Origin of the sequence: Oleispirillum naphthae, assembly GCA_027864655.1 — a bacterium.
Classification (GTDB): domain Bacteria; phylum Pseudomonadota; class Alphaproteobacteria; order Rhodospirillales; family Rhodospirillaceae; genus Oleispirillum; species Oleispirillum naphthae.
Genome location: JAQAZG010000012.1, coordinates 12,202 through 30,409, shown reverse-complemented (window position 1 = coordinate 30,409; position 18,208 = coordinate 12,202). Strand labels below are relative to the sequence as shown.

Below are 18,208 nucleotides of genomic sequence, written 5' to 3'. Positions count from 1 at the left end.
TTCAGTCCCTGAAACCGTTGGTGATGGGGTATCTCCGGTCGCGTCCGAAGGCGAGGCGCGTCGTCTTGACCCCGGGCGGAGATTGCCGCCGCTTGTACTCCGCCACGTTGAGCAGGCGCCAGACCTTTTTCACCTCGTCGGCGTCGAACCCGGCGGCGACCACCTTCTCCGGCGCTTCCTCGCCCTCGATCAGGCGGGCGAGAATGGCGTCGAGGCGGGAGTACGGCGGCAGGCTGTCCTCGTCCTTCTGGTCCGGCTTGAGTTCCGCCGTCGGCGGCTTGGTGATCACCCGCTCCGGCATCACCGCGCCCTGCGGGCCGAGCCCACCCTCCGGCCGGTGCGCGTTGCGCCAGCGGCAGAGCGCGAACACCTCGGTCTTGTAGACGTCCTTGAGCACCGCGAAGCCGCCGCACATGTCGCCGTAGAGGGTGGCGTAGCCGACGCTCATCTCCGACTTGTTGCCGGTGGCCAGCACCATCGGCCCGAGCTTGTTGGACAGCGCCATCAGGGCGAGGCCGCGGGCGCGGGACTGGATGTTCTCCTCCGCCTCGTTGGGCGGCAGCCCGGTGAAGTGCGGCGCGAGCATGTCGGCGAAGGCCCGCATCGCCGGGCCGATGCCGACCTCGTGCAGGCGGCAGCCGAGGAACCCCGCCACCGCCGCCGCGTCGTCCAGGCTGTCGCGGCTGGTGTAGGGCGAGGGCATCATCACGCAGGTGACGCGCTCCGGGCCCAGGGCATCCACCGCGAGCGCGGCGGCGAGCGCGCTGTCGATGCCGCCGGAAAGCCCCAGCAGCACGCCGGGGAAGCGGTTCTTGCCGATGTAGTCGCGCAGGCCGACCATGAGGGCGTGATAGAGGGATTCCCAGGACTCCATCTCCGGCGCGAGCGCCGCCGCGGCGCAGGAGAAGCCCCCCTCCCCCTCACGGAACACCGCCATCCCCTCGTCCTCGCGCCAGGCGGCGAGGCGCAGCGCCTCCTCCCCTGCCGCATCGAGCGCGAAGGACGCGCCGTCGAACACCAGTTCGTCCTGGCCGCCCACCTGGTTGACGTAGAGGAGCGGCAGCCCGGTCTCGGCGACGCGCGCGCGCGCATGGGCGAGGCGCTCGCCCTCCTTGTCGGTCTCGAACGGCGAGCCGTTGGGCACCACCAGAATCTCCGCGCCGTTCGCCTTCAGGTGGCGGGCGACGTCGGCGTACCACATGTCCTCGCAGATCATCACCCCGACGCGCACGCCCGCAATCGTCACCGGCAGCGGCAGCGGCCCGGGAAAGAACACCCGCGCCTCGTCGAACACCCCGTAGTTGGGCAGGTGGGCCTTGTCGATCTCCGCGGCGATGCGCCCCTCCGCCAGCACCACCGCCACGTTGGCGCAGGCGCGGATGCCGTCGCCCGCGCGCGGCCGCGGCGCGCCGACGATCAGCGGCGGGCCGCCCGCGGCGCGGCGCGCGAGGTCCAAGAGCGCCGCGTCGATGCGCGCGAGGAAGGCGGGCCGCCGCACCAGGTCCTCCGGCGGATAGCCGGAGAGCGCGAGTTCCGGCGTCACCACCAGGTCCGCGCCCGCCGCGGCGGCGCGCGCGTGCGCCGCGGCGATGCGGTCGAGGTTGGCGGAAACCGCCCCGACGGTGGGATTGATCTGGACGAGGCTGACGGTCAGAGAACGGCTCATGCGCGAGGCTTCCTCAAGAAAACTCGATTTTGCAAGCTAGAGCCCCGCGTCATCCCTGTCAACGCGGGGTGGATGGCGCAGAAAAATGCGCCCATAGGCGTAACTTTCTCACTATAAAGTATGACAAAGTTGCAATTAGCCGTATAATGGGGGTGATAAATATCATACTAATGGAGGAGGAAATGTCAGCCGCGGCCATGTTGCACGCACCCGACGCTCCCGTCCATGTCGAAGCGGTGGAGGGCGTTCACTGCCCTCTCAAGGCGCCGAACGCCTTGCTTGCCGATTTCATCCAATATTACGCACAGCGCGCCGCGGAACGCGGCGAGGCGGTGGACGCCCAGGTGATGCGCGGCATCGCCCGCGACTTCCTCCAGACCCATCCGCTCACCGTGCTGTCGTTCCACGAGTGCCGCCGCCTGCTCAACGAGGCGGAGGGCCGCGCCCTGCCGCCGTTCGAGCGCATCGTCACCGAGCCGCTGCGGCCGCTCTTCCCGCATTTCGGCTCCACCCCCGGCGCGGTGATGCCGCTGGCGCATCCGCTGCTGTCGCGCCGCCTGGTGCCGGGGCTGATCTGCGCCGTCACCACCATGCTCGGCCAGGACCGCGCCGACGCCTACCGCCGCATCGCCGAGCAGGTGACCGAGGCGCACCTCAGCCCGCTCACCGGCGAGCCCAACTGGTCCGAGGTGATGGCCGACGCGGGGACGCGGCAGATGGTCACCGACATCCAGGTGGCGGTGATCGGCCACTTCGGCGACTTCGAGCGCCGCCTCGCCTGGCTGATCGCGATGATCGACGCCCACCTCGCCCCGGGCAAGACGCCGCAGGAGCGGGACTGGCGCTTCTCCGAACGGCACGCCGTGGCGCTGCTCCTGGCGCTCACCCGCTCGCTGCGCCCGGCGTTGGCCGAAAGCGCGGAAGACGGCGTGGCGAAGCGCCACGGTCCGCAGACCGTGGCCTTCCTCGCGCGGTTCTTCTCGGCGCTGGACGCCGCGGCGCACCGCACCGAGGTGGAGGTGTAGGGGGTTATTCGCCCTGCTGCGGCCGCAGCAGGAACTCGCGGCCGACCTTGACCTTCGGCGCGCCGCCGTAGGCGACGATGTCGGCGGTGGCGTAGGTCTCGCTCCACAGGTCCGGCAGGAACGAGCCGGTGCCGATGATGTCGATCGGCGCCTTGGCGAGCGCCATGACGCTGCACTTCTTTCCCGAGAAGCCGCTGGAGGCGATGATCTTCACCTTGGGGAAGCCGTGGGTGTCCAGCGCCTCGCGCACGTGCCACAGCGCGGCGGCGGAAACGCCGGTGCCGATCAGGTGCTTCAATTCCACCTCGGAACGGTAGCCGCGCAACGCGTCCGGCGCGTGCTTCTCCAGCACCGTGTAGGATTTCTGGGTGTCCAGCCCCTCGACGAAGCGCCCGCCGTGGGTATCGAGCCGGATGCCGAGTTCTCCGGCCTTCGCAAGATCGCGGAACCGCTCGCACACCGCCAGCGTGTCGCTGACCTCGCGGCCGAAGTAATCGACGAGGACGAACAGCGGCACCTCGGGAAAGGTCTCGCGGAACATCTCGGCGGCGCGCACCGTGGACCCGGCATAGCCGATCAGCGCGTGCGGCATCGTGCCCATGCCGCAGGCGTTGCCGAAGTAGTGCGCCGTGGCGTCGGTGGAGTTGCCGACGAAGCCCACCGCCCCGCTCTTCTCGCGCGCCATGGCGGAACCGACGGAGGCGGCGTAGGCCATCAGCTCGGCCATCTCGGTGCCCGCGCAGTGGCGGGTGTCCATGGCGAGGAAGGCGGTCCCCGGCAGCTCGCAGCTCATCTGGTAGGCGGCGAAGGCGGCGACGCAGGCCGCGCCGATCTTTTGCAGGAACAGGGTTTCCAGCTCGCTGAGCGCGACGAAGGAGCCGGTGAAATAAAGCAGCGGCTCGCCCGCCCCCACCCAGTCGCCCTCGGCGAAGCTTTCCTCGACGGCAAGCGCCGCGCCTTTCTCCTCCATCACCCGCGCCAGCCAGGCCAACGCGAGGCGCGGCGTATAGAGCACCGGGCGGCGCATGAACACCGCATAGGTCACCGGCACGTCGCCGTAGCGTTCGACGATCTCGCGGGTGCGGGTGAAATACTTGTCGGTATAGAAGGAGACCTCGCCCGCGGCGGGGTGCGTCACCGCCGCGCAGCAGACGGATTCCGGGCGCTTGGATGCTTGAGTCATCGAACCAGCCTTTACTTCGCCGCGGCGCGGCGGGCGTTGCGCGCCTTGTCGCGTTCGGCCTTGAGGTGGCCGGCCAGGAGGAACGCAAGCTCCAGCGACTGGTCGGCATTGAGACGCGGGTCGCAGGCGGTCTCGTAACGCAGGCCCAGGGTCTCCTCGGTCACTGCGGAGGCGCCGCCGATGCATTCGGTGACGTTCTGCCCGGTGAGCTCGAAGTGCACGCCGCCGGCGTGGGTTCCCTCCGCCGCGTGCACTGCGAAGAAGCCGCGCACCTCCGCGAGGATGCGCTCGAAATCGCGGGTCTTGAGGCCGCTCGCAACCTTCTCGGTGTTGCCGTGCATCGGGTCGCACGACCACACCACCTTGCGCCCCTCGGCCTTGATCGCGCGCACCAGGGGCGGCAGCTTTTCGGCCACCGCGTCGGCGCCCATGCGCGCGATCACGGTGAGGCGGCCGGGTTCGTTGTCCGGATTGAGGATGTCGCACAGGCGCAAGAGGTCGTCGATCGGCATGCTCGGCCCGGCCTTGACACCCAGCGGATTGCCCACCCCGCGCAGGAACTCCACGTGCGCGCCGTCGATCTGGCGGGTGCGGTCGCCGATCCACAGCAGATGGGCGGAGCAGTCGTACCAGTCGCCGGTGGTGGAATCGACGCGGGTGAGCGCCTGCTCGTAGTTGAGGTGCAGCGCCTCGTGCGAGGTGTAGAAGTCGGTCTCGCGCATCTGCGTCACCAGTTCGGGGGTGACGCCGCACGCCGCCATGAAGCTCATCGCCTCGTCGATGCGGTTGGCGAGATCGTTGTAGCGGTGCGCCTGCGGCGTATCGGCGAGGAAGTCGAGGTTCCACTGGTGCACCGATTGCAGGTTGGCGTAGCCGCCCTGCGCGAAGGCGCGCAGCAGGTTGAGCGTCGCGGCGGACTGGTTGTAGGCCTGCACCATGCGCTCCGGATCCGGCCGGCGCGCTGCGAGCGCCGCCTCCGCACCGTTGATCATGTCGCCGCGGAAGGAGGGCATCTCGACGCCGCCGATCACCTCGGTGGGGGCGGAGCGCGGCTTGGCGAACTGCCCGGCCATGCGGCCCACCTTGACCACCGGCAGCGAGCCGCCGAAGGTCAGCACCACCGCCATCTGCAACAGGATGCGGAAGGTGTCGCGGATGTTGTTGGGATGGAAGTCGGAGAAGCTTTCGGCGCAATCGCCGCCCTGCAACAGGAAGGCGTGTCCCTCCGCCACCTGGGCGAGGGAGCGCTTGAGGCTGCGCGCCTCGCCCGCAAAGACCAGCGGCGGATACCCGCGCAAGCGCGCCTCGGCGCGCACGAGCGCCGCGGTGTCCGGATACTCGGGCATCTGCACGAGCGGACGGTTGCGCCAGGATTCCGGGGTCCAGTTGGTGGTCTCGGCCATGTGCCGGTCAACTCCTTGCGGGAAAGGGGCCGCCTTCCGGCCTCCGCCGGAAAATCGGACCCTCCCATATACGCGCAATCTCCCGCGAAGAAAACCCATAAAACCTGCGGCCCCGCGTTGCGGCAAACGCGCAAAAATCGTACCCTTCCGCCGGAGAAGAAATCTCGGGGGGAGGCCCGGCGCAGGAAAGCGCCGGGGATGAGCGATGCGCTATGTGTTGGCCTGTTTCATCTGGTTCTGGTCCTTCGGTTGCGGCGCCGCCTCGGCGGAAAATTTCGCCACCCTCGCCGAGGCCGAGGCGATGATGGACCGGGCCGCCGCCTTCGTGCAGAAGAACGGCGTGGCGCTGGCGGCGCAGGCGTTCGTGGAGACCGGCGGCGGCTTCCGCGACCGCGACCTCTATGTCTCGATGAGCCGGGTTTCCGACGGGGTGCGCCTGTCGCACTTCGACCCGCGGATGATCGGGCGCAGCATCGCCGCCAGCCGCGACGCCGACGGCAAACCCTATGGCGAGATGATCCGCGCCATCGCGCTTGCCGACGGCGCGGGCCGCCTCGACTACCGCGTGGCCAACCCGGTGACCGGCAAGCCGATGCAGAAGACCGGCCTGATCCGCCGCGTCGGCGAGGTCATCCTGGTGGTCGGGGCCTACCGCTGAGGATCAGTTGCCCTTGTCCTGCGGCGGATAGGTGCGCTCGGTATGAGCCGGGGCCTCGTCGATCAGCTTCTCGGTCTGCTGCGCCTTCTCCTGCACCCAGGGCTTGGCCGCGTCGTACTGCTTCTTGGTCCAGTCGGCGCTCTTGTCGTAGATGATCTCGCTGTCGCAGGCCGCCTTCTTGGCGACGCACTTCGCCGAACACCCGGCATAGGAGAGGCCGTGCTTCGGGTCCGCGGCGTTGCAGGCGGCGTCGCAGGTCGCATACGCCGCATTGCACTGCGCCGCGGTGGGCGTTTCGTCCGCCCGGGCCGCGCCGACGCTCATGAAGGCCGCGCACGCCGCCGCGCCGATAAACATGCCGATCTTCGTCATGCAAACTCCATTGGCAGATGTCCCCCTCCGCTCCGGATATAAGGGCGGCGGCAGGAACGCGCAAATGCACGCCGTCACAAGAGGTCAGGAAACCAGGACCTTGTCGCGCGGGCCGAGGGCGGCGACGCGGCCGCCGTCGAGCACCAGGATGCGGTCGCAGATGGAGAGCAGCGCGCGGCTGTGGGTGGAGACGAGCAGCGTGGTGCCCGGCGGACGCGCCTTCAGAACCTCGGCGAGGTGCTGCTCGGCGGGGGCGTCGAGGCCGGTGGTCGGCTCGTCGAGAAGCAGCACCGAGGGCTCGCCGACGAAGGCGCGGGCGAGCGCCACCATCTGCCGCTGACCGCCGGAAAGCGCGGAGCCCCGCGGCCCCAGGGAGGTGGTGAGGTTGATCTCGCCGCGCGCGATGGCGGGCATCAGCCCGGCGCGGCGGATCGCGGAATCCAGGGCGGCGCGCGTCACCTCGCCCTGGCCGAGGCGCAGGTTGTCCTCCAGGCTCGCCTCGAACAGGCAGAGGTCCTGCGGCTTGTAGCCGACGTTGAGGGAAAGGTCGTGCGGCGCCAGCGCGGCGACCGGCACGTTGTCCAGCAGCGCCTCGCCCGCATCGGGGCGGAGCGCCCCGGCGACGAGGCGCAGCAGCGTGGTCTTGCCCGCGCCGGGGCGGCCCGCGATGCCGAGGAACTCGCCGGGGCGGACGAGCAGATCGACGCCGTCGAGCGCGGGCGGCCCGCCCGCGCGCAGGCGGCAGGAGACGCCGCTCAGGCGCACCTCGCCCGCAAGCCGCCCGCGCGGCTTGGCGGCGGCGGCGGGCGGCGGCGACGGCAGCGTGGCGTCGAGGTCGGAAAGCGCGCGGGCCAGCTCGCGGTAGCGGATGATCAGGGTGACCACCGAGGCGAGCGAGGCGATCGCCCGCGAGGTGAGGATCGAGCAGGCGAGCAGGCGGCCGGTGGTGAGTTCGCGCGCTTCGATCATGTAGGCGCCGGTGACGATCACCGAGACGTAGGAAAGGTTGGAAAAGTCCGCCGAGGCGGCATAGGCGAGCGCATGCCAGAAGCGCGACCGGCCGGAGGCGGCCCCGGCGCGCAGGCTGGCGCGCCGCCAGGAGAGCCGCAACGCATCGGCGAAGCGGCCGCCGACCACCGCCTCGCGGGAGGTGAGCGCATCGGCGAGCAGGGTGAAGCGCGCCTCCCCGGCGCGGCGGGCCTCGGCCTCCGCCTCCAGGGTCGGCACCGCGGCGAGCGCGTGCACGCCGATCAGCACGCTGCCGAGGACGAGCGGCACCAGCACCAAGAACCCGCCGATCCACGCCACGGTGATCAGGAAGAGCACGAGGAACGGCACGTCCACCGCCGCCAGCATGGCGCTGGCGGAGAGGAAGTCGCGGCTGCCGAGAATCTGCTTGTACTGGTCGAGGACGCGCCCCACCGAGGGCAGCGCGGTGAGGGTGCCGGACAGCACCTTGTCGAACACCGAGCGGTCGATATCCGCCTCGGCGGCGGCGGCGAAGCGCTCCACCAGGTGGGCGCGCACGCCGCGGATGGAATAGTCCAGGCCGATCAGCAGCAGAAGGCCGATCGCCAGCGCCCACAGGGTCTCGGTGATGCCGTTGTTCAGCACCTTGTCGTAGACGAACGCCCCGAACAGCGGAAAGCACAGGGAAAACAGGTTGATCATCAGGCCGCCGAACATGATCTCGGCGGCGCGGCCCTTGTAGCGGCGCAGGAAGCCGAGGGGGCGCGCCACCCCCGCCCCCGCCGCGCGGATCAGCGCGGCGCGGCCGGAGACCGCCCAGCCGGCGAGGTCGGCCACCGCCTCCCCCTCCGGCGTGCGGAAGCCGCCGTCGCCCGCATCGATCAGCGGCACCCAGCCGCCGTCCGCCATCTCCACCAGCACGCCGCCGCCCGCCGCCTCGGGAATGCCCGCCCCGTTGAGGCGCATCAGCGTGCCGGAGAGCCCCTGCCCGCGCAGCGCCGCATCCAGGTCCTTCGGCCCCTTGCCCGCGTCGGCGGCATCCGCGCCCAGCGCCGCGAGCAACGCGGCCAGCGCCGCGCCCCAGGGCCTGGACGCCTCCATCATTGATAGACCTCCACCTTGGCCAACAGGGAGCTCTCCCCTGCGTCGGCCCAATAGCTGTAGGTGGTATGGCCGCCGGCGGTGGCCGCCGACACATGGTCCGACCCCGCCGCGGTGGGGGTGAAGATGTCGCCGGAATCCAGTTGGAAGGTCAGGGTGGATCCCGCGCCGTTATCGACGATGTTCTGCACCTGCGTCGCGGTCAGGGCGTAGGTGGCGTCCACCGTGGAGTCCCGCACATCGAGGTACTCGATGGAGGTGAGCTTGGCGATCACCGCGTCGGTGAGCGCGCCCGTGGCGAGCCCGGTGATCACCAGCGTGTCGTCGCCGCTCGCGCCGCCGCTCACCGAGACCAGGCTGGCAAGTTCGGAGGCGGCGACATGAATGGTGTCGTCGTCGGTTCCGCCGTCGAGCACGTCGGCGCCGCCCTTGCCGTAGATGTGGTCGGCGCCCGCGCCGCCGATCAGGGTGTTGGCGGCGGAATCGCCCACCAGCACGTCGTCGCTGCTGCCGCCGGTGACGTTCTCGATGCTGCTGTTGCCCTCGCCGCTGTCGGCCTTGATCGTGCTGTAGATCGAGCCGCCGCTCGAATAGACGAAGCCGTCGCCGCCGGAGACCACGCCGTCGGCGCTGGACGGCCGGTCGCCGATGGCGATGCCGTCGGTGGTGTCCACCAGGAACACCTTGACGGTGTTGGCGGAGCCGGAACAATCCAGGGTGTCGTTGCCGGTGCCGCCGTCGAGGATGTCGCTGCCCGCCGAGGAACTGGCGGCATAGATCAGGGTGTCGTCGCCCGCCTCGCCGTAGACCATGTCGTTCTGGTTGCCGCCGTCCAGGGTGTCGTTGCCGTCGCCGCCGTAGAGAGTGTCGTCGTTGTTCTGGCCGTAGAGGCGGTCGTCGCCCACGCCGCCGTAGAGGGTGTCGTTCTGGCTGCCGCCGTCGAGATAGTCGTTGCCGTCGCCGCCGTAGAGGGTGTCGTCCTGGTTCTGGCCGTAGAGGTTGTCGTTTCCGGCATTGCCGTAGAGGATGTCGTTGTTGTTGCCGCCGTCCAGGTAATCGACGGAATCTCCGCCGGTCAGGATGTCGTCGCCGTTCTGTCCATAGAGGTAGCGGGTGTTGCCGGATGTCCCGGTGACGGTCAGCACGTCGCCGTCGTAGTTGCTGCCGTAGATGCGTTCGATGCCGTACAACTCATCGCCGTCGGCATAGCCGCCGGAGGCCGTGGTGCTGTTGCCCGCGCCGTCCAGGACGATGGTGACGCCGGTCGGCGACCACGTGTAGTAGACGAAATCCGCGTTGCCGTTGTCCACATGCACGCCGGAGGCGTTGAGCGCGCCGCCATAGAATTCGTCCGCCCCTTCGCTGGCATAGAAGCGGTCGTTGCCGCCGCCGCCATAGGCCGTATCCGCGCCGTCGGAAGACGAGGAGAAGGTGTTGTCGTCGGTGAAGATGTAGTCGGTGCCGGAACCGCCGTAGAAGGTGTCCGCGCCGACGCCGCCGAACATCGAGGACGTGGCGTTGGAACCGAAGAAGACGTCGTCGCCCGCATTGCCGTAGAGGTAGTTGTTGGACGAATCGCTGCCGGTCACGGTGATGTGGGAGAGATCGGCCAGACTGCCGATGGCGATCGCCGACGAAAACAGGATGTCGTTGCCGTCGCCGCCGACCAGACTGTCTGCGCCCGCCTCGCCGAACAGGACGTCGTTGCCGCCGTTGCCCTCCAGGGTGTCGTTGCCGCCGCCGCCGTAGAAGGTCTCGTCGCGGCTCGACCCGGCGATTCTGTCATCGGTGCTGTCGATGAACCGCACGGTGGTGAAGTCGGTGATCCGGGTATCGTCGATGATGCCGCCGGTGCCGCCGCCGGTGCCGAGGTCGATGCGGTGCTCCGCCGTGCCGGTGTCGGTGATGATCAGCGTGTCGCTGCCGTCGCCGCCGGTGAGGGTGCCGCCGACCACGCCGGCGCTGACGTTGACGGTGTCGTTGTCGGCGCCGCCGTCCACCGAAATCCCCGCCGAGGCGACGGCGATGTCGATGGTGTCGTCGCCCGCGCCGCCGAGCACGGTGTCGGCTCCGCCGCCGCCGTTCAGTGCGTCGTCGCCCGCGAGGCCGGAGATGACGTTGGCCGCGGCGTCACCGGTGAGGGTGTCGCCCTGCGCCGAGCCTTCCAGGTTTTCGATGCCGGTGAAGGTGGATCCCACGCCGGAGATCGTCGCGGTGTTCGAGGTGAGGCTGGCGGTGACGGCCACCGTAAGCTCGGAGAACGACAGGGTGTCGTTGCCGGTGTCGCCGGTGATGTCGTTGGCGCCCGCGCCGGGGTGGATGATGTCGTTGCCGCCGCCCGCGTAGATGGTGTCCGCGCCCGCGCCGGTGGTGATGGAATCCGCGCCCGCGCCGGTGGTCACGGTGTTGTCGCCGTCGCCGCCGACGATGACGTTGTTGCCGTCGCCCGCGGTGATGGTGTCGTCGCCCGAGCCGGTGGTGATGGAATCCGCGCCCGCGCCGGTGATCACGGTGTTCGCCCCATCGCCCGCGGTGACGGTATTGACGCCGTCGCCGATGGAGATGTAGTCCGCGCCCGAGCCGGTGGTCACGGTGTCGTTGCCCGCCCCGGCGGTGATGCTGTTGACGCCGTCGCCCGCGACGATGGTGTTGGCGCCCTCGCCCGCGGTGATGCTGTCGTTGCCCGAACCGGTGGTGATGGTGTCCGCGCCGGAACCGACGGTCACGGTGTTCGCCCCGTCGCCCGCGGTGATGGCGTTGGCGCCCTCGCCCGCGGTGATGGTGTCGTCGCCCGCGCCCGCGGTGATCACGTCGTTGCCGGAACCGGCGGTGATGACGTTGACGCCCTCGCCGCCGTCGATGGTGTTGGCGCCGTCGGAGGCGGAGATCACGTCGTCGCCCGCGCCGCCGTAGAGGGTGTCGCTGCCGGTCCCGGCATAGATGGTGTCGGCGCCGTCGTCGCCGTAGACGAGGTCGCCGAGGGTGCCGAGGTTGACGTAGACCACGTCGGCGCCGCCGCCGCCGTAGACGGTGTCCGCGCCGTAGCCCGCATAGACGATGTCGTCGCCGGTGCCCGCGGTGATGGTGTCGTTGCCGTATCCGGCATGGATGGTGTCGTTGCCCGCGCCCGCGTCGATGGTGTTGGGCGTGCCCTGCGCGGGCAGCACGTAGACGGTGTTGCCGCCGCCGTCGGTCTGGCTGATGTCGGTGGCGTCGTCGGCGTCGCGCACCTGCACGGTGAAGTTGCTGGTGGAGGTGAACGCCTCGGCGCGGGTGATGCCGTCGATCGCCACCGTCATGGTGAATTCCTGGTGCACCGGGTTGGCGGCATCCGGCTCGTACAGGGTGTAGACGATCTTGAAGGATTCGGAATCGGTGAGGAACGAGATCGGCACGTCCCACGAGCCGTCGGCGTTCTGCGTGATGCTGTCGCCGACCCCGCTGGTGCCGACGAGGGAAACGTTGCTGGGCAGGCCGCTGATGGTGATCGTGGTCAGCGTGGTGAAATAGCCGGAGATCTGGATCGTCATCTCCTTGGCGAAGGTCGCGGTCGCCGAGGAGAGGTCGGCATTGCCCGCCACCGTGCCGGTGGCGGTGTAGGAGACGCCGCCCACCGCGGTGCCGTCGGCATAGATCACGTCGTTCCCGCCGGTGCCGGTGACCGTCTCGATGGAGAACTGCGCGGGATCGCGCACCTCGTAGCCGGACTGGGAATCGGTGCCCGAGGGACCGCCCGAATAGTAGATGTTGGAGCCGACGGCGGTGTCGCCCACCACGTTGCCGAGGGAGATCACCGTCAGCGGGGTGAGGCTCACCGGATTCGGCGCCGCGCCGACGCCGGGCGAGGCCGCGGCCGGCGGCTCGTAGGGCTGCTCCGGCACCGGGTCGGCGGCCTTGTTGTGCAGCTGCTCGACCGAGTTGCTGACCTTCTGGATCAGCTGCTCCACCGTTGCGTCGGAGGCGGTGGCGAGCGGCGACACCTGGTCGGAGCCGGTCTGCGCCTCGGCCTGCGCATTCAGCTGTTCCTGAGTCGGCTGGCCGCCCGCTTCGGTGGTGTCGGTGCCGTCGCCGTGGAAGGACTTGGGACCCGAGGTGGTCTTGGCGTCGTGCTCGGTGAGGCTGCTCATCACCGGAATCGAGGTGTCCGGGGTCTCGACGTGGCCGACCGATTCCATCAACTGCGCGGCGCTGGCGGCGCCGTCGGAGAAGACGACGGCCGACGGCCCGGAGCTCATCGCCGCAAGCCCGGCCTCGGCCAGGATGTAGCGGGTGCCGTCCTTGCCCTGCACCACCAGATCGACGTCCACCACGTCGATGCGCGCGACGTCGCCGCGCGCCAGGGGCAGCTTGTAGCCCCCGGACGCATCCGCTTTTATGATCGTCGCCGTCTGAGGCATGGCTTGGCCTCCCTGTCCATCGGCCCGGGCCTACGCCGCGGGCGGAATGCCTACTCCGTCGGCCCGTATCCGCCGTCCGGCGCTCCCGGCATCAGCATCCGTTCCTGCGCCTGCTGCATCATCTGCTGCTGCTGCTGCGCCATCACCCGCGCCATTTCGCGCGAAACCTCGCGGAATTCCTTCTGCATGTCGCGGATGAGGTTGCGCTGGCTGTTGCGCATCTCTTCCAGCGTCGCCTCGAGGATGGTGCTCTGATGCGTGATCCCCTGGGCGATCTGGGCCAGGGGTTCGAGCGAGGAGTTCACCGAACCGAAGCTCTCGTTGAGCTGCCAGAGATGACGCGCGCTGCCGACGTTCACCTCTTCGAGCTTCTTCAAGTGGTCGGAGAGATCCTTGAAGGAATCCAGGGTCTCGGCCACGGCGTCGCGCATGCCCTGCTGCACCGTGCCCGCGTTGGTGAGCTGGTTCTGCGAGATCGAGGCGACCTCGTTCATCTTCACCGCGAGCTGCTGCACCCCGGTGGCCACCGCGGTGGAGGACCCGGCAAGCGCTTGCAGGCGGCGGTCGAGGCGGTTTTCGGCGTCCGCGCTGCGGTCGTTGACCGAGTGCAGCAGGCCCACCGCCTCGTCGATCTTGGTCAGCGTGTCGCGGCCGATGTTGCCCTGGGCGTCCTGGAACAGGCGCTGGGTGTCGTTGGCGATGGTGAGCTTCTGGTCGATGGAGTTGAGCACGTCGATGAGGCGCGCGTTGACCTTGCCCATGTCGGCGTTGGCGGAAAGGATCGAGCGCAGCTCGGAGAGCATCTGCTCGTTGGTTTCCTTCATCCGCGGACCGAAGCCGAGGAGATCGTTGGTCTTCTTGCTCGCCGCGACGTTGTTCTCGATCGACTGGGAGACCATCTCCAGGCGCTTGGAGAGACCATCCACGCGCGTCGTCATCTGCAACGAGGAATCCTGCGAGCGGTGGAACAGGTCCTGCAACGAATTGATGTTGCTCAGCAGCTCCGCCATGAAGTCGGAGAGGAATGCCTCCGACACGCCGCCGCGCGACGACGCCACCATGCCGCCCATGGTCGGCAGCGGGCCGCGCACGCGCTCCACCAGGGCGCTGAGAACTTGCCGCGCATCCGACATCACCCGCCGCACGTAGCGGCGCACGGTGAGCAGCATCAGGCCGAGCATCAGGCTGCTGACCAGGCCGAACATCGACGCGGAGAAGGCGATGCCCATGCCCGCCAGCGGCTTGCGCAGCTCGCCGACGAGCTTGACGAACTCCTCCTCCAGGTTGCCGCCGGAAGCCGACATCCCGTCGAGCATGCCGGCGATGCCGGTGAGGGTTTCCAACAGGCCGATGAAGGTGCCCAGAAGGCCCATGGCGACCATGAAGCCGACCAGGAAGTTGGGCAGTTCGAGGCGGCTGTCGAACTCGGCGGAGAGCCCCCGCAGTTCGCCCTCGATCGCCTCCTGGTCGAGCGCCGAGGAGAGCTTGCCCCCGGTCTCCGCGATCGGCGAGAGATAGCGGTGCACCATGCGCCGCGCCACCCAGGACTCGGCGATCAGCTCCTTCATGTCGCCGCCGTTGGTCGCCTCGCGGTGGAAGCGCCGCAGCGCGCAGCGTTCGCGCTGCGCGCCGACGAGGCGGAAGAGCATCAGCATCGCGCCGGAGAAGGCGATGCCGATGATGATCGAGTTGAGGATCGGGTTGCCGCGGATGGCGTTGAGCACGAAGTCCTGGAATGCGACGCCGACGACGGCGAGAGCCAGGAGCGGCGCGACGCATTGCAGGAAGGACACGACGTCCAACAGCGTGCAGGACTGTTTGATACGGGTCATCAAGGGTCGCAAAGCCATCACCGGGCGTCCTGAAAAACGTTGGTGGAGAATCTGTGAAGCGGCGAGGTGAGATAGTCGAGCACCGTGCGCTTGCCGATCACCACATCGCCGGAAACCGTCATCCCCGGGGCCAGCAGCTTGCCGGCATAGGCGGCGGGCAGGGTATCGACGCGCAGCACCACGCGGTAATAGAGTTCGCCGCGCGCATCGGCGACGGTATCGGCGGAAACCTCGACGACGCGGCCTTCGAGGGCGCCGAGCATGCCGGTGTCATAGGCGCTGACGCGGATGTGGGCGGCGAGCCCGTCGCGCAGTTCGCCGCGGTCGCGCGGCCGGGCCCGCGCCTCGATCAAGAGCGGGCCGGAAGTGGGCGTGATCTCGATGATCGACTCGCCCGGCTTGACCACGCCGCCCACGGTGTTGACCGAGATGCGGTTGATCACGCCGTCCACCGGCGCGCGGATATCGGTGCGGCTGACGCGGTCGGTCTGCGCGGTCAGTCCCTGGCGCAGGCGGTCGATCTCGGTCAGCGTGGCGGCGAGGTCGGCCTGCGCCTCGGCGCGGTAGCGGGCGCGCGCCTCGTCGATGCGGGCCTGCGCCTCGCCGACCGCCGAGGCGACCTTGGGCAGGGTGCCGTCCACCTCGGAGATTTCGGTGGCGAGGCGCTGCTCGCGGCTCTGCGCGTCGAGGATTTCCAGCTGCGAGGCGGCGTTGCGCGCCGCCAGGCCGTTGAGCAGCATCAGGCGCTTGTGCGCCGTCGCCTGCTCGGCGGCAAGGCGGGTGCGGCGGGCGAGCAACTCCTGCCGTTCGGCGGTGCGCTGCGCCACCTGCTGGCGGTAGACCGCAAGCTCCTGGGTGAACTTCTCGCGCCGCGACTGGAAGAGCTGCAGCTCGGTGGCGGCCGAGGCCTCGCCCCCCAGATCGGGCGGCAGGCCGAGCCTCTCCGCGCCGCCGGCCTCCGCCGAGAGGCGCAGGGCGCGGATGCGCTGCCCGGCGAGCTTCACGCCGATCTCGGCGAGCGCCGCGCCCGCGTTGGTCGCGTCGATGGTGAGCAGAAGGTCGCCGCGCTTCACCGCCGCGCCCTCGACGACGTCGATGGACGCGACGATGCCGCCCTCGAGATGCTGAATCTGCTGGCTGCGCCCGGCGGGAACGATACGGCCCTCGACCCGCACCACGCGGTGCACCTGGGCGATCGCCGCCCACGCCACGAGCAGCAGGGCGAACGCCGCGGCCGCCGCAAGGAAGACGCGCGGCCCCTCGAGGCGGCGCGCCAGGCGCGGCAGCACGGACTCAAGGCCGGCGGAAGCGGATCTCGACGCGTCCATCGTTCACCTCCTTGCCCTCTTCGATCATCACATGAATCGTCCGGCCGTCTCCGAGGCCCTGCTCGATCAGATAGTTGCGCACCGCGAGGCCGCGGAAATAGGCGAGCCGCCTGCCTTCGCTATAGGTTTCCGCGCCCATGATCGACAGCACCGAGGACAGCGCGCCGCGCAGCGACGCCTTCTTGCCGCTCAGCACCGCGTCGAGCGCCGCCTTGGCCTTGTCGTCGAGCTTGAACACGTTGCGCGGGAACACCAGCACGATGGCGCCCTCGCCGCCCTCCAGCTCCGCGGTGCCGGCGAGCGCGGCGATGTTCTCGGCGCGCACCTGAATCTCGTTCCGCTCCTTGAGCAGGTTGTTCTCCGAGAGGCGGCGCTCCAGCGCCTTGACCTCGGTTTCCACCGCCTTCTTCTCGCTTTCCGTCGAAGAGAGGCTGCGTTGCAGCCGCAGGTTCGCCGTCTCCAGTTCCTGCAGGCGCGCCAGCGCCGCCTGCAGTTGCGCCCGGATGTCGCAGTTCTCGTCGATGAGCTTCTGCTTCTCCGCCTCCGCCACCTTCTTCTCCACCGTCTCCTGCTGCACCGCGGTGGCGAGGTAGGCGGCGCGCTTGCGCAGCTTGTCGGAGGAGAACACCAGCGCGAAGACGAACACCACGAGCACGAACACCAGCGTCAGCACGACGTTGCTGAGCGCATCGACGAACCCCGGCCAGTAGTTCTGTTCCTTGTAGTCGCTCATGGCCGGACATCCTCCGAACCCAGGACCGCGCCCACCAGTTCGCCCATCTGGCGGCGCACCTGATAGGCGGCCTGCGCCTCGGCCACCAGCAGGCGCACCAGTTCGACGCGGGACGAATAGAGGCGCTCGTAGGCGTCCAGCAGGTCGAACAGCGGGCGGCTCGCCGCGAGGTACTGCGCCTCGAAGCTCTGCGCCACCTGGAGATTGGCGCGCAACGCCGAGCGCGTCGCGCGGATGCGCTTGTCCGCCGCATGCAGCGCATTATAGCTGTTGAACATGCTTTCCTCGATGCGCCTGCGCACATCCATGGTCTTGTACTGCGCCTCCTTGGCGCGGAAGCCGTAGCCGACGCCGCCGATCAGGTCCGCCCCGCCGTTGAACTGCCAGGTCAGCACCAGCATCGCCAGGTTCTCGTGCTGATAGTCCCAGGGGCCGCCGTCGATCGGGTTGCCCTTGGCCGAGCCCCCTGCATTGTAGGAGGTGGTGCGGCTGATCTCGAAGCTCAATTTCGGCAGGGAGCGGCTGTAGGACTTGTAGCTCTCCATCTGCGTCGCGTCGGCCTGCAGGCTGGAGGCGCGGTATTCCGGGTTGGACGCGACGGCGCGGAACAGCGCCGCCTCCGGCACATCGGGGAGCTGCGGCATCAGCCGCGGCGGCACCCGCACCTTGAGCGGCAGCACCCCGGTCAGACGGCGGAACTCCACCTGCGCCGCCTCCAGCTCGGAGCGCGCCGAAATGATCGCGGTCTCCGCGGAAACCGCGCGGGAGCGCACGCGCTCGAGGTCGGCCCGGGCCGCGCCTCCGCCCTCCACGCGGGCCGCCATGCGCTCCATCAGGCTGTCGAGCGAGCCCTTGTAGAGTTCGGCGTAGCGGATGGTCAGCACCGCGGACAGCAGCTTGAAATAGCTCTGCACGGTATCCATGGCGACGCGCTCGCGCACGCCCAGGCGCTCCGCCTCGGCCACGTCGTCGTTGAGGTTGCGCTGCAAGATGTCGGCGATCACCGAAAGGTCGATGATCGGCTGGCTGATCTCCAGCACCACGTCGCGGCGGTGGTGGCGGTCGTCCTCGACGCGCGCGCCCCTGGAATCGTTGATCGAGGCGGGCTGGCTGCGCTCGGTGCCGCTGGCGCGGGTGAGCTTCACCTGCGGCGCATACTGCCCCATGGCCGCGACGATGTCCCAGCCGGTGCCGGTTTTCTTGCTCTCCGCCGCCAGGACTTCGAAGTTGTTCTTCAACGCCATCGCCACCGCCTGATCCAGACGCAGGGAATCGACGTAATCCGGTGCCTCGGCCTGCGGCACCGCCAGGGTGACCTCGCTCTCGCCGCCCAGGAGCGACTGCATCAACGCGGAGCGCTCGACGCCGAGATCGGGCGCCATGGCAGGCCGACTCGGCCCGTCGGCGGCGGGCGGCGCTTCGGACGGCACGGGCGCGGCACGCGGCCGCGAAACCTCGCGCGCGGGCGGCATTGCGCCATTGTCCAAAGACGTTTCCGCGGCTTGCGCCGACACCCCCCCTTGACACAGCAAGGAGACCGC

The 18,208-nt window shown here is 69.3% G+C and carries 12 protein-coding genes; 2 read left to right on the top strand and 10 right to left on the bottom strand.

The window, feature by feature from the left end; genetic code table 11:
- Window position 1: 1 nt before the first annotated feature.
- Complete coding sequence (locus tag O7R11_RS12635; RefSeq protein WP_337997889.1) at window positions 2-1,666, bottom strand: NAD+ synthase; 1,665 nt, start codon at window positions 1,664-1,666, stop codon at window positions 2-4.
- A gap of 182 nt (window positions 1,667-1,848) precedes the next feature.
- Here O7R11_RS12635 and O7R11_RS12630 point away from each other — a divergent pair, with 182 nt between their 5' ends.
- Window positions 1,849-2,691 (top strand): hypothetical protein, encoded by an 843-nt coding sequence (locus O7R11_RS12630; protein ID WP_337997888.1) that lies wholly within the window; start codon window positions 1,849-1,851, stop codon window positions 2,689-2,691.
- A gap of 4 nt (window positions 2,692-2,695) precedes the next feature.
- Here the strand turns inward: O7R11_RS12630 and O7R11_RS12625 are convergent, their stop codons facing one another.
- Window positions 2,696-3,874 (bottom strand): beta/alpha barrel domain-containing protein, encoded by a 1,179-nt coding sequence (locus tag O7R11_RS12625; RefSeq protein WP_337997887.1) that lies wholly within the window; start codon window positions 3,872-3,874, stop codon window positions 2,696-2,698.
- 11 nt (window positions 3,875-3,885) lie between these two features.
- Window positions 3,886-5,277: a class II 3-deoxy-7-phosphoheptulonate synthase gene (locus tag O7R11_RS12620; RefSeq protein ID WP_337997886.1), complete on the bottom strand. Its 1,392-nt coding sequence runs from the start codon at window positions 5,275-5,277 to the stop codon at window positions 3,886-3,888.
- A 205-nt stretch (window positions 5,278-5,482) separates the two neighbouring features.
- Here O7R11_RS12620 and O7R11_RS12615 point away from each other — a divergent pair, with 205 nt between their 5' ends.
- Window positions 5,483-5,935, top strand: coding sequence for a cache domain-containing protein (locus O7R11_RS12615; RefSeq protein ID WP_337997885.1), 453 nt, complete (start codon window positions 5,483-5,485; stop codon window positions 5,933-5,935).
- A gap of 3 nt (window positions 5,936-5,938) precedes the next feature.
- Here O7R11_RS12615 and O7R11_RS12610 read toward each other — a convergent pair whose 3' ends face one another.
- The 7 genes from O7R11_RS12610 to O7R11_RS12580 form a co-directional block, all read right to left on the bottom strand.
- Entirely contained in the window at window positions 5,939-6,307 is a 369-nt protein-coding gene (locus O7R11_RS12610) for a hypothetical protein (protein WP_337997884.1), read from the bottom strand.
- Between the two features lie 84 nt (window positions 6,308-6,391).
- Complete coding sequence (locus O7R11_RS12605; RefSeq protein WP_337997883.1) at window positions 6,392-8,380, bottom strand: peptidase domain-containing ABC transporter; 1,989 nt, start codon at window positions 8,378-8,380, stop codon at window positions 6,392-6,394.
- The gene (locus O7R11_RS12600) at window positions 8,377-12,774 is read right to left on the bottom strand and encodes a beta strand repeat-containing protein (protein WP_337997882.1); all 4,398 of its coding nucleotides are present in this window, start codon (window positions 12,772-12,774) and stop codon (window positions 8,377-8,379) included. Before O7R11_RS12600 ends, O7R11_RS12605 begins: the two co-directional genes overlap by 4 nt.
- A 50-nt stretch (window positions 12,775-12,824) precedes the next feature.
- Complete coding sequence (locus O7R11_RS12595; protein ID WP_337997881.1) at window positions 12,825-14,606, bottom strand: hypothetical protein; 1,782 nt, start codon at window positions 14,604-14,606, stop codon at window positions 12,825-12,827.
- A gap of 17 nt (window positions 14,607-14,623) precedes the next feature.
- Complete coding sequence (locus O7R11_RS12590) at window positions 14,624-15,934, bottom strand: HlyD family type I secretion periplasmic adaptor subunit (RefSeq protein ID WP_337997880.1); 1,311 nt, start codon at window positions 15,932-15,934, stop codon at window positions 14,624-14,626.
- On the bottom strand, window positions 15,900-16,667 hold the full coding sequence (locus tag O7R11_RS12585; RefSeq protein WP_337997879.1) for a hypothetical protein: 768 nt from the start codon (window positions 16,665-16,667) through the stop codon (window positions 15,900-15,902). The genes O7R11_RS12590 and O7R11_RS12585 overlap by 35 nt, the downstream gene beginning before the upstream one ends.
- Complete coding sequence (locus O7R11_RS12580; protein ID WP_337997878.1) at window positions 16,664-18,049, bottom strand: TolC family protein; 1,386 nt, start codon at window positions 18,047-18,049, stop codon at window positions 16,664-16,666. Before O7R11_RS12580 ends, O7R11_RS12585 begins: the two co-directional genes overlap by 4 nt.
- Between the last annotated feature and the right edge of the window lie 159 nt (window positions 18,050-18,208).

What these genes read in the sequence shown, in the direction of transcription:
- O7R11_RS12635 (WP_337997889.1), bottom strand. Translation starts at nt 1,666, where the DNA reads ATGAGCCGTTCTCTGACCGTCAGCCTCGTCCAGATCAATCCCACCGTC.
- O7R11_RS12630 (WP_337997888.1), top strand. Translation starts at nt 1,849, where the DNA reads ATGTCAGCCGCGGCCATGTTGCACGCACCCGACGCTCCCGTCCATGTC.
- O7R11_RS12625 (WP_337997887.1), bottom strand. Translation starts at nt 3,874, where the DNA reads ATGACTCAAGCATCCAAGCGCCCGGAATCCGTCTGCTGCGCGGCGGTG.
- O7R11_RS12620 (WP_337997886.1), bottom strand. Translation starts at nt 5,277, where the DNA reads ATGGCCGAGACCACCAACTGGACCCCGGAATCCTGGCGCAACCGTCCG.
- O7R11_RS12615 (WP_337997885.1), top strand. Translation starts at nt 5,483, where the DNA reads ATGCGCTATGTGTTGGCCTGTTTCATCTGGTTCTGGTCCTTCGGTTGC.
- O7R11_RS12610 (WP_337997884.1), bottom strand. Translation starts at nt 6,307, where the DNA reads ATGACGAAGATCGGCATGTTTATCGGCGCGGCGGCGTGCGCGGCCTTC.
- O7R11_RS12605 (WP_337997883.1), bottom strand. Translation starts at nt 8,380, where the DNA reads ATGATGGAGGCGTCCAGGCCCTGGGGCGCGGCGCTGGCCGCGTTGCTC.
- O7R11_RS12600 (WP_337997882.1), bottom strand. Translation starts at nt 12,774, where the DNA reads ATGCCTCAGACGGCGACGATCATAAAAGCGGATGCGTCCGGGGGCTAC.
- O7R11_RS12595 (WP_337997881.1), bottom strand. Translation starts at nt 14,606, where the DNA reads ATGACCCGTATCAAACAGTCCTGCACGCTGTTGGACGTCGTGTCCTTC.
- O7R11_RS12590 (WP_337997880.1), bottom strand. Translation starts at nt 15,934, where the DNA reads ATGGACGCGTCGAGATCCGCTTCCGCCGGCCTTGAGTCCGTGCTGCCG.
- O7R11_RS12585 (WP_337997879.1), bottom strand. Translation starts at nt 16,667, where the DNA reads ATGAGCGACTACAAGGAACAGAACTACTGGCCGGGGTTCGTCGATGCG.
- O7R11_RS12580 (WP_337997878.1), bottom strand. Translation starts at nt 18,049, where the DNA reads ATGGCGCCCGATCTCGGCGTCGAGCGCTCCGCGTTGATGCAGTCGCTC.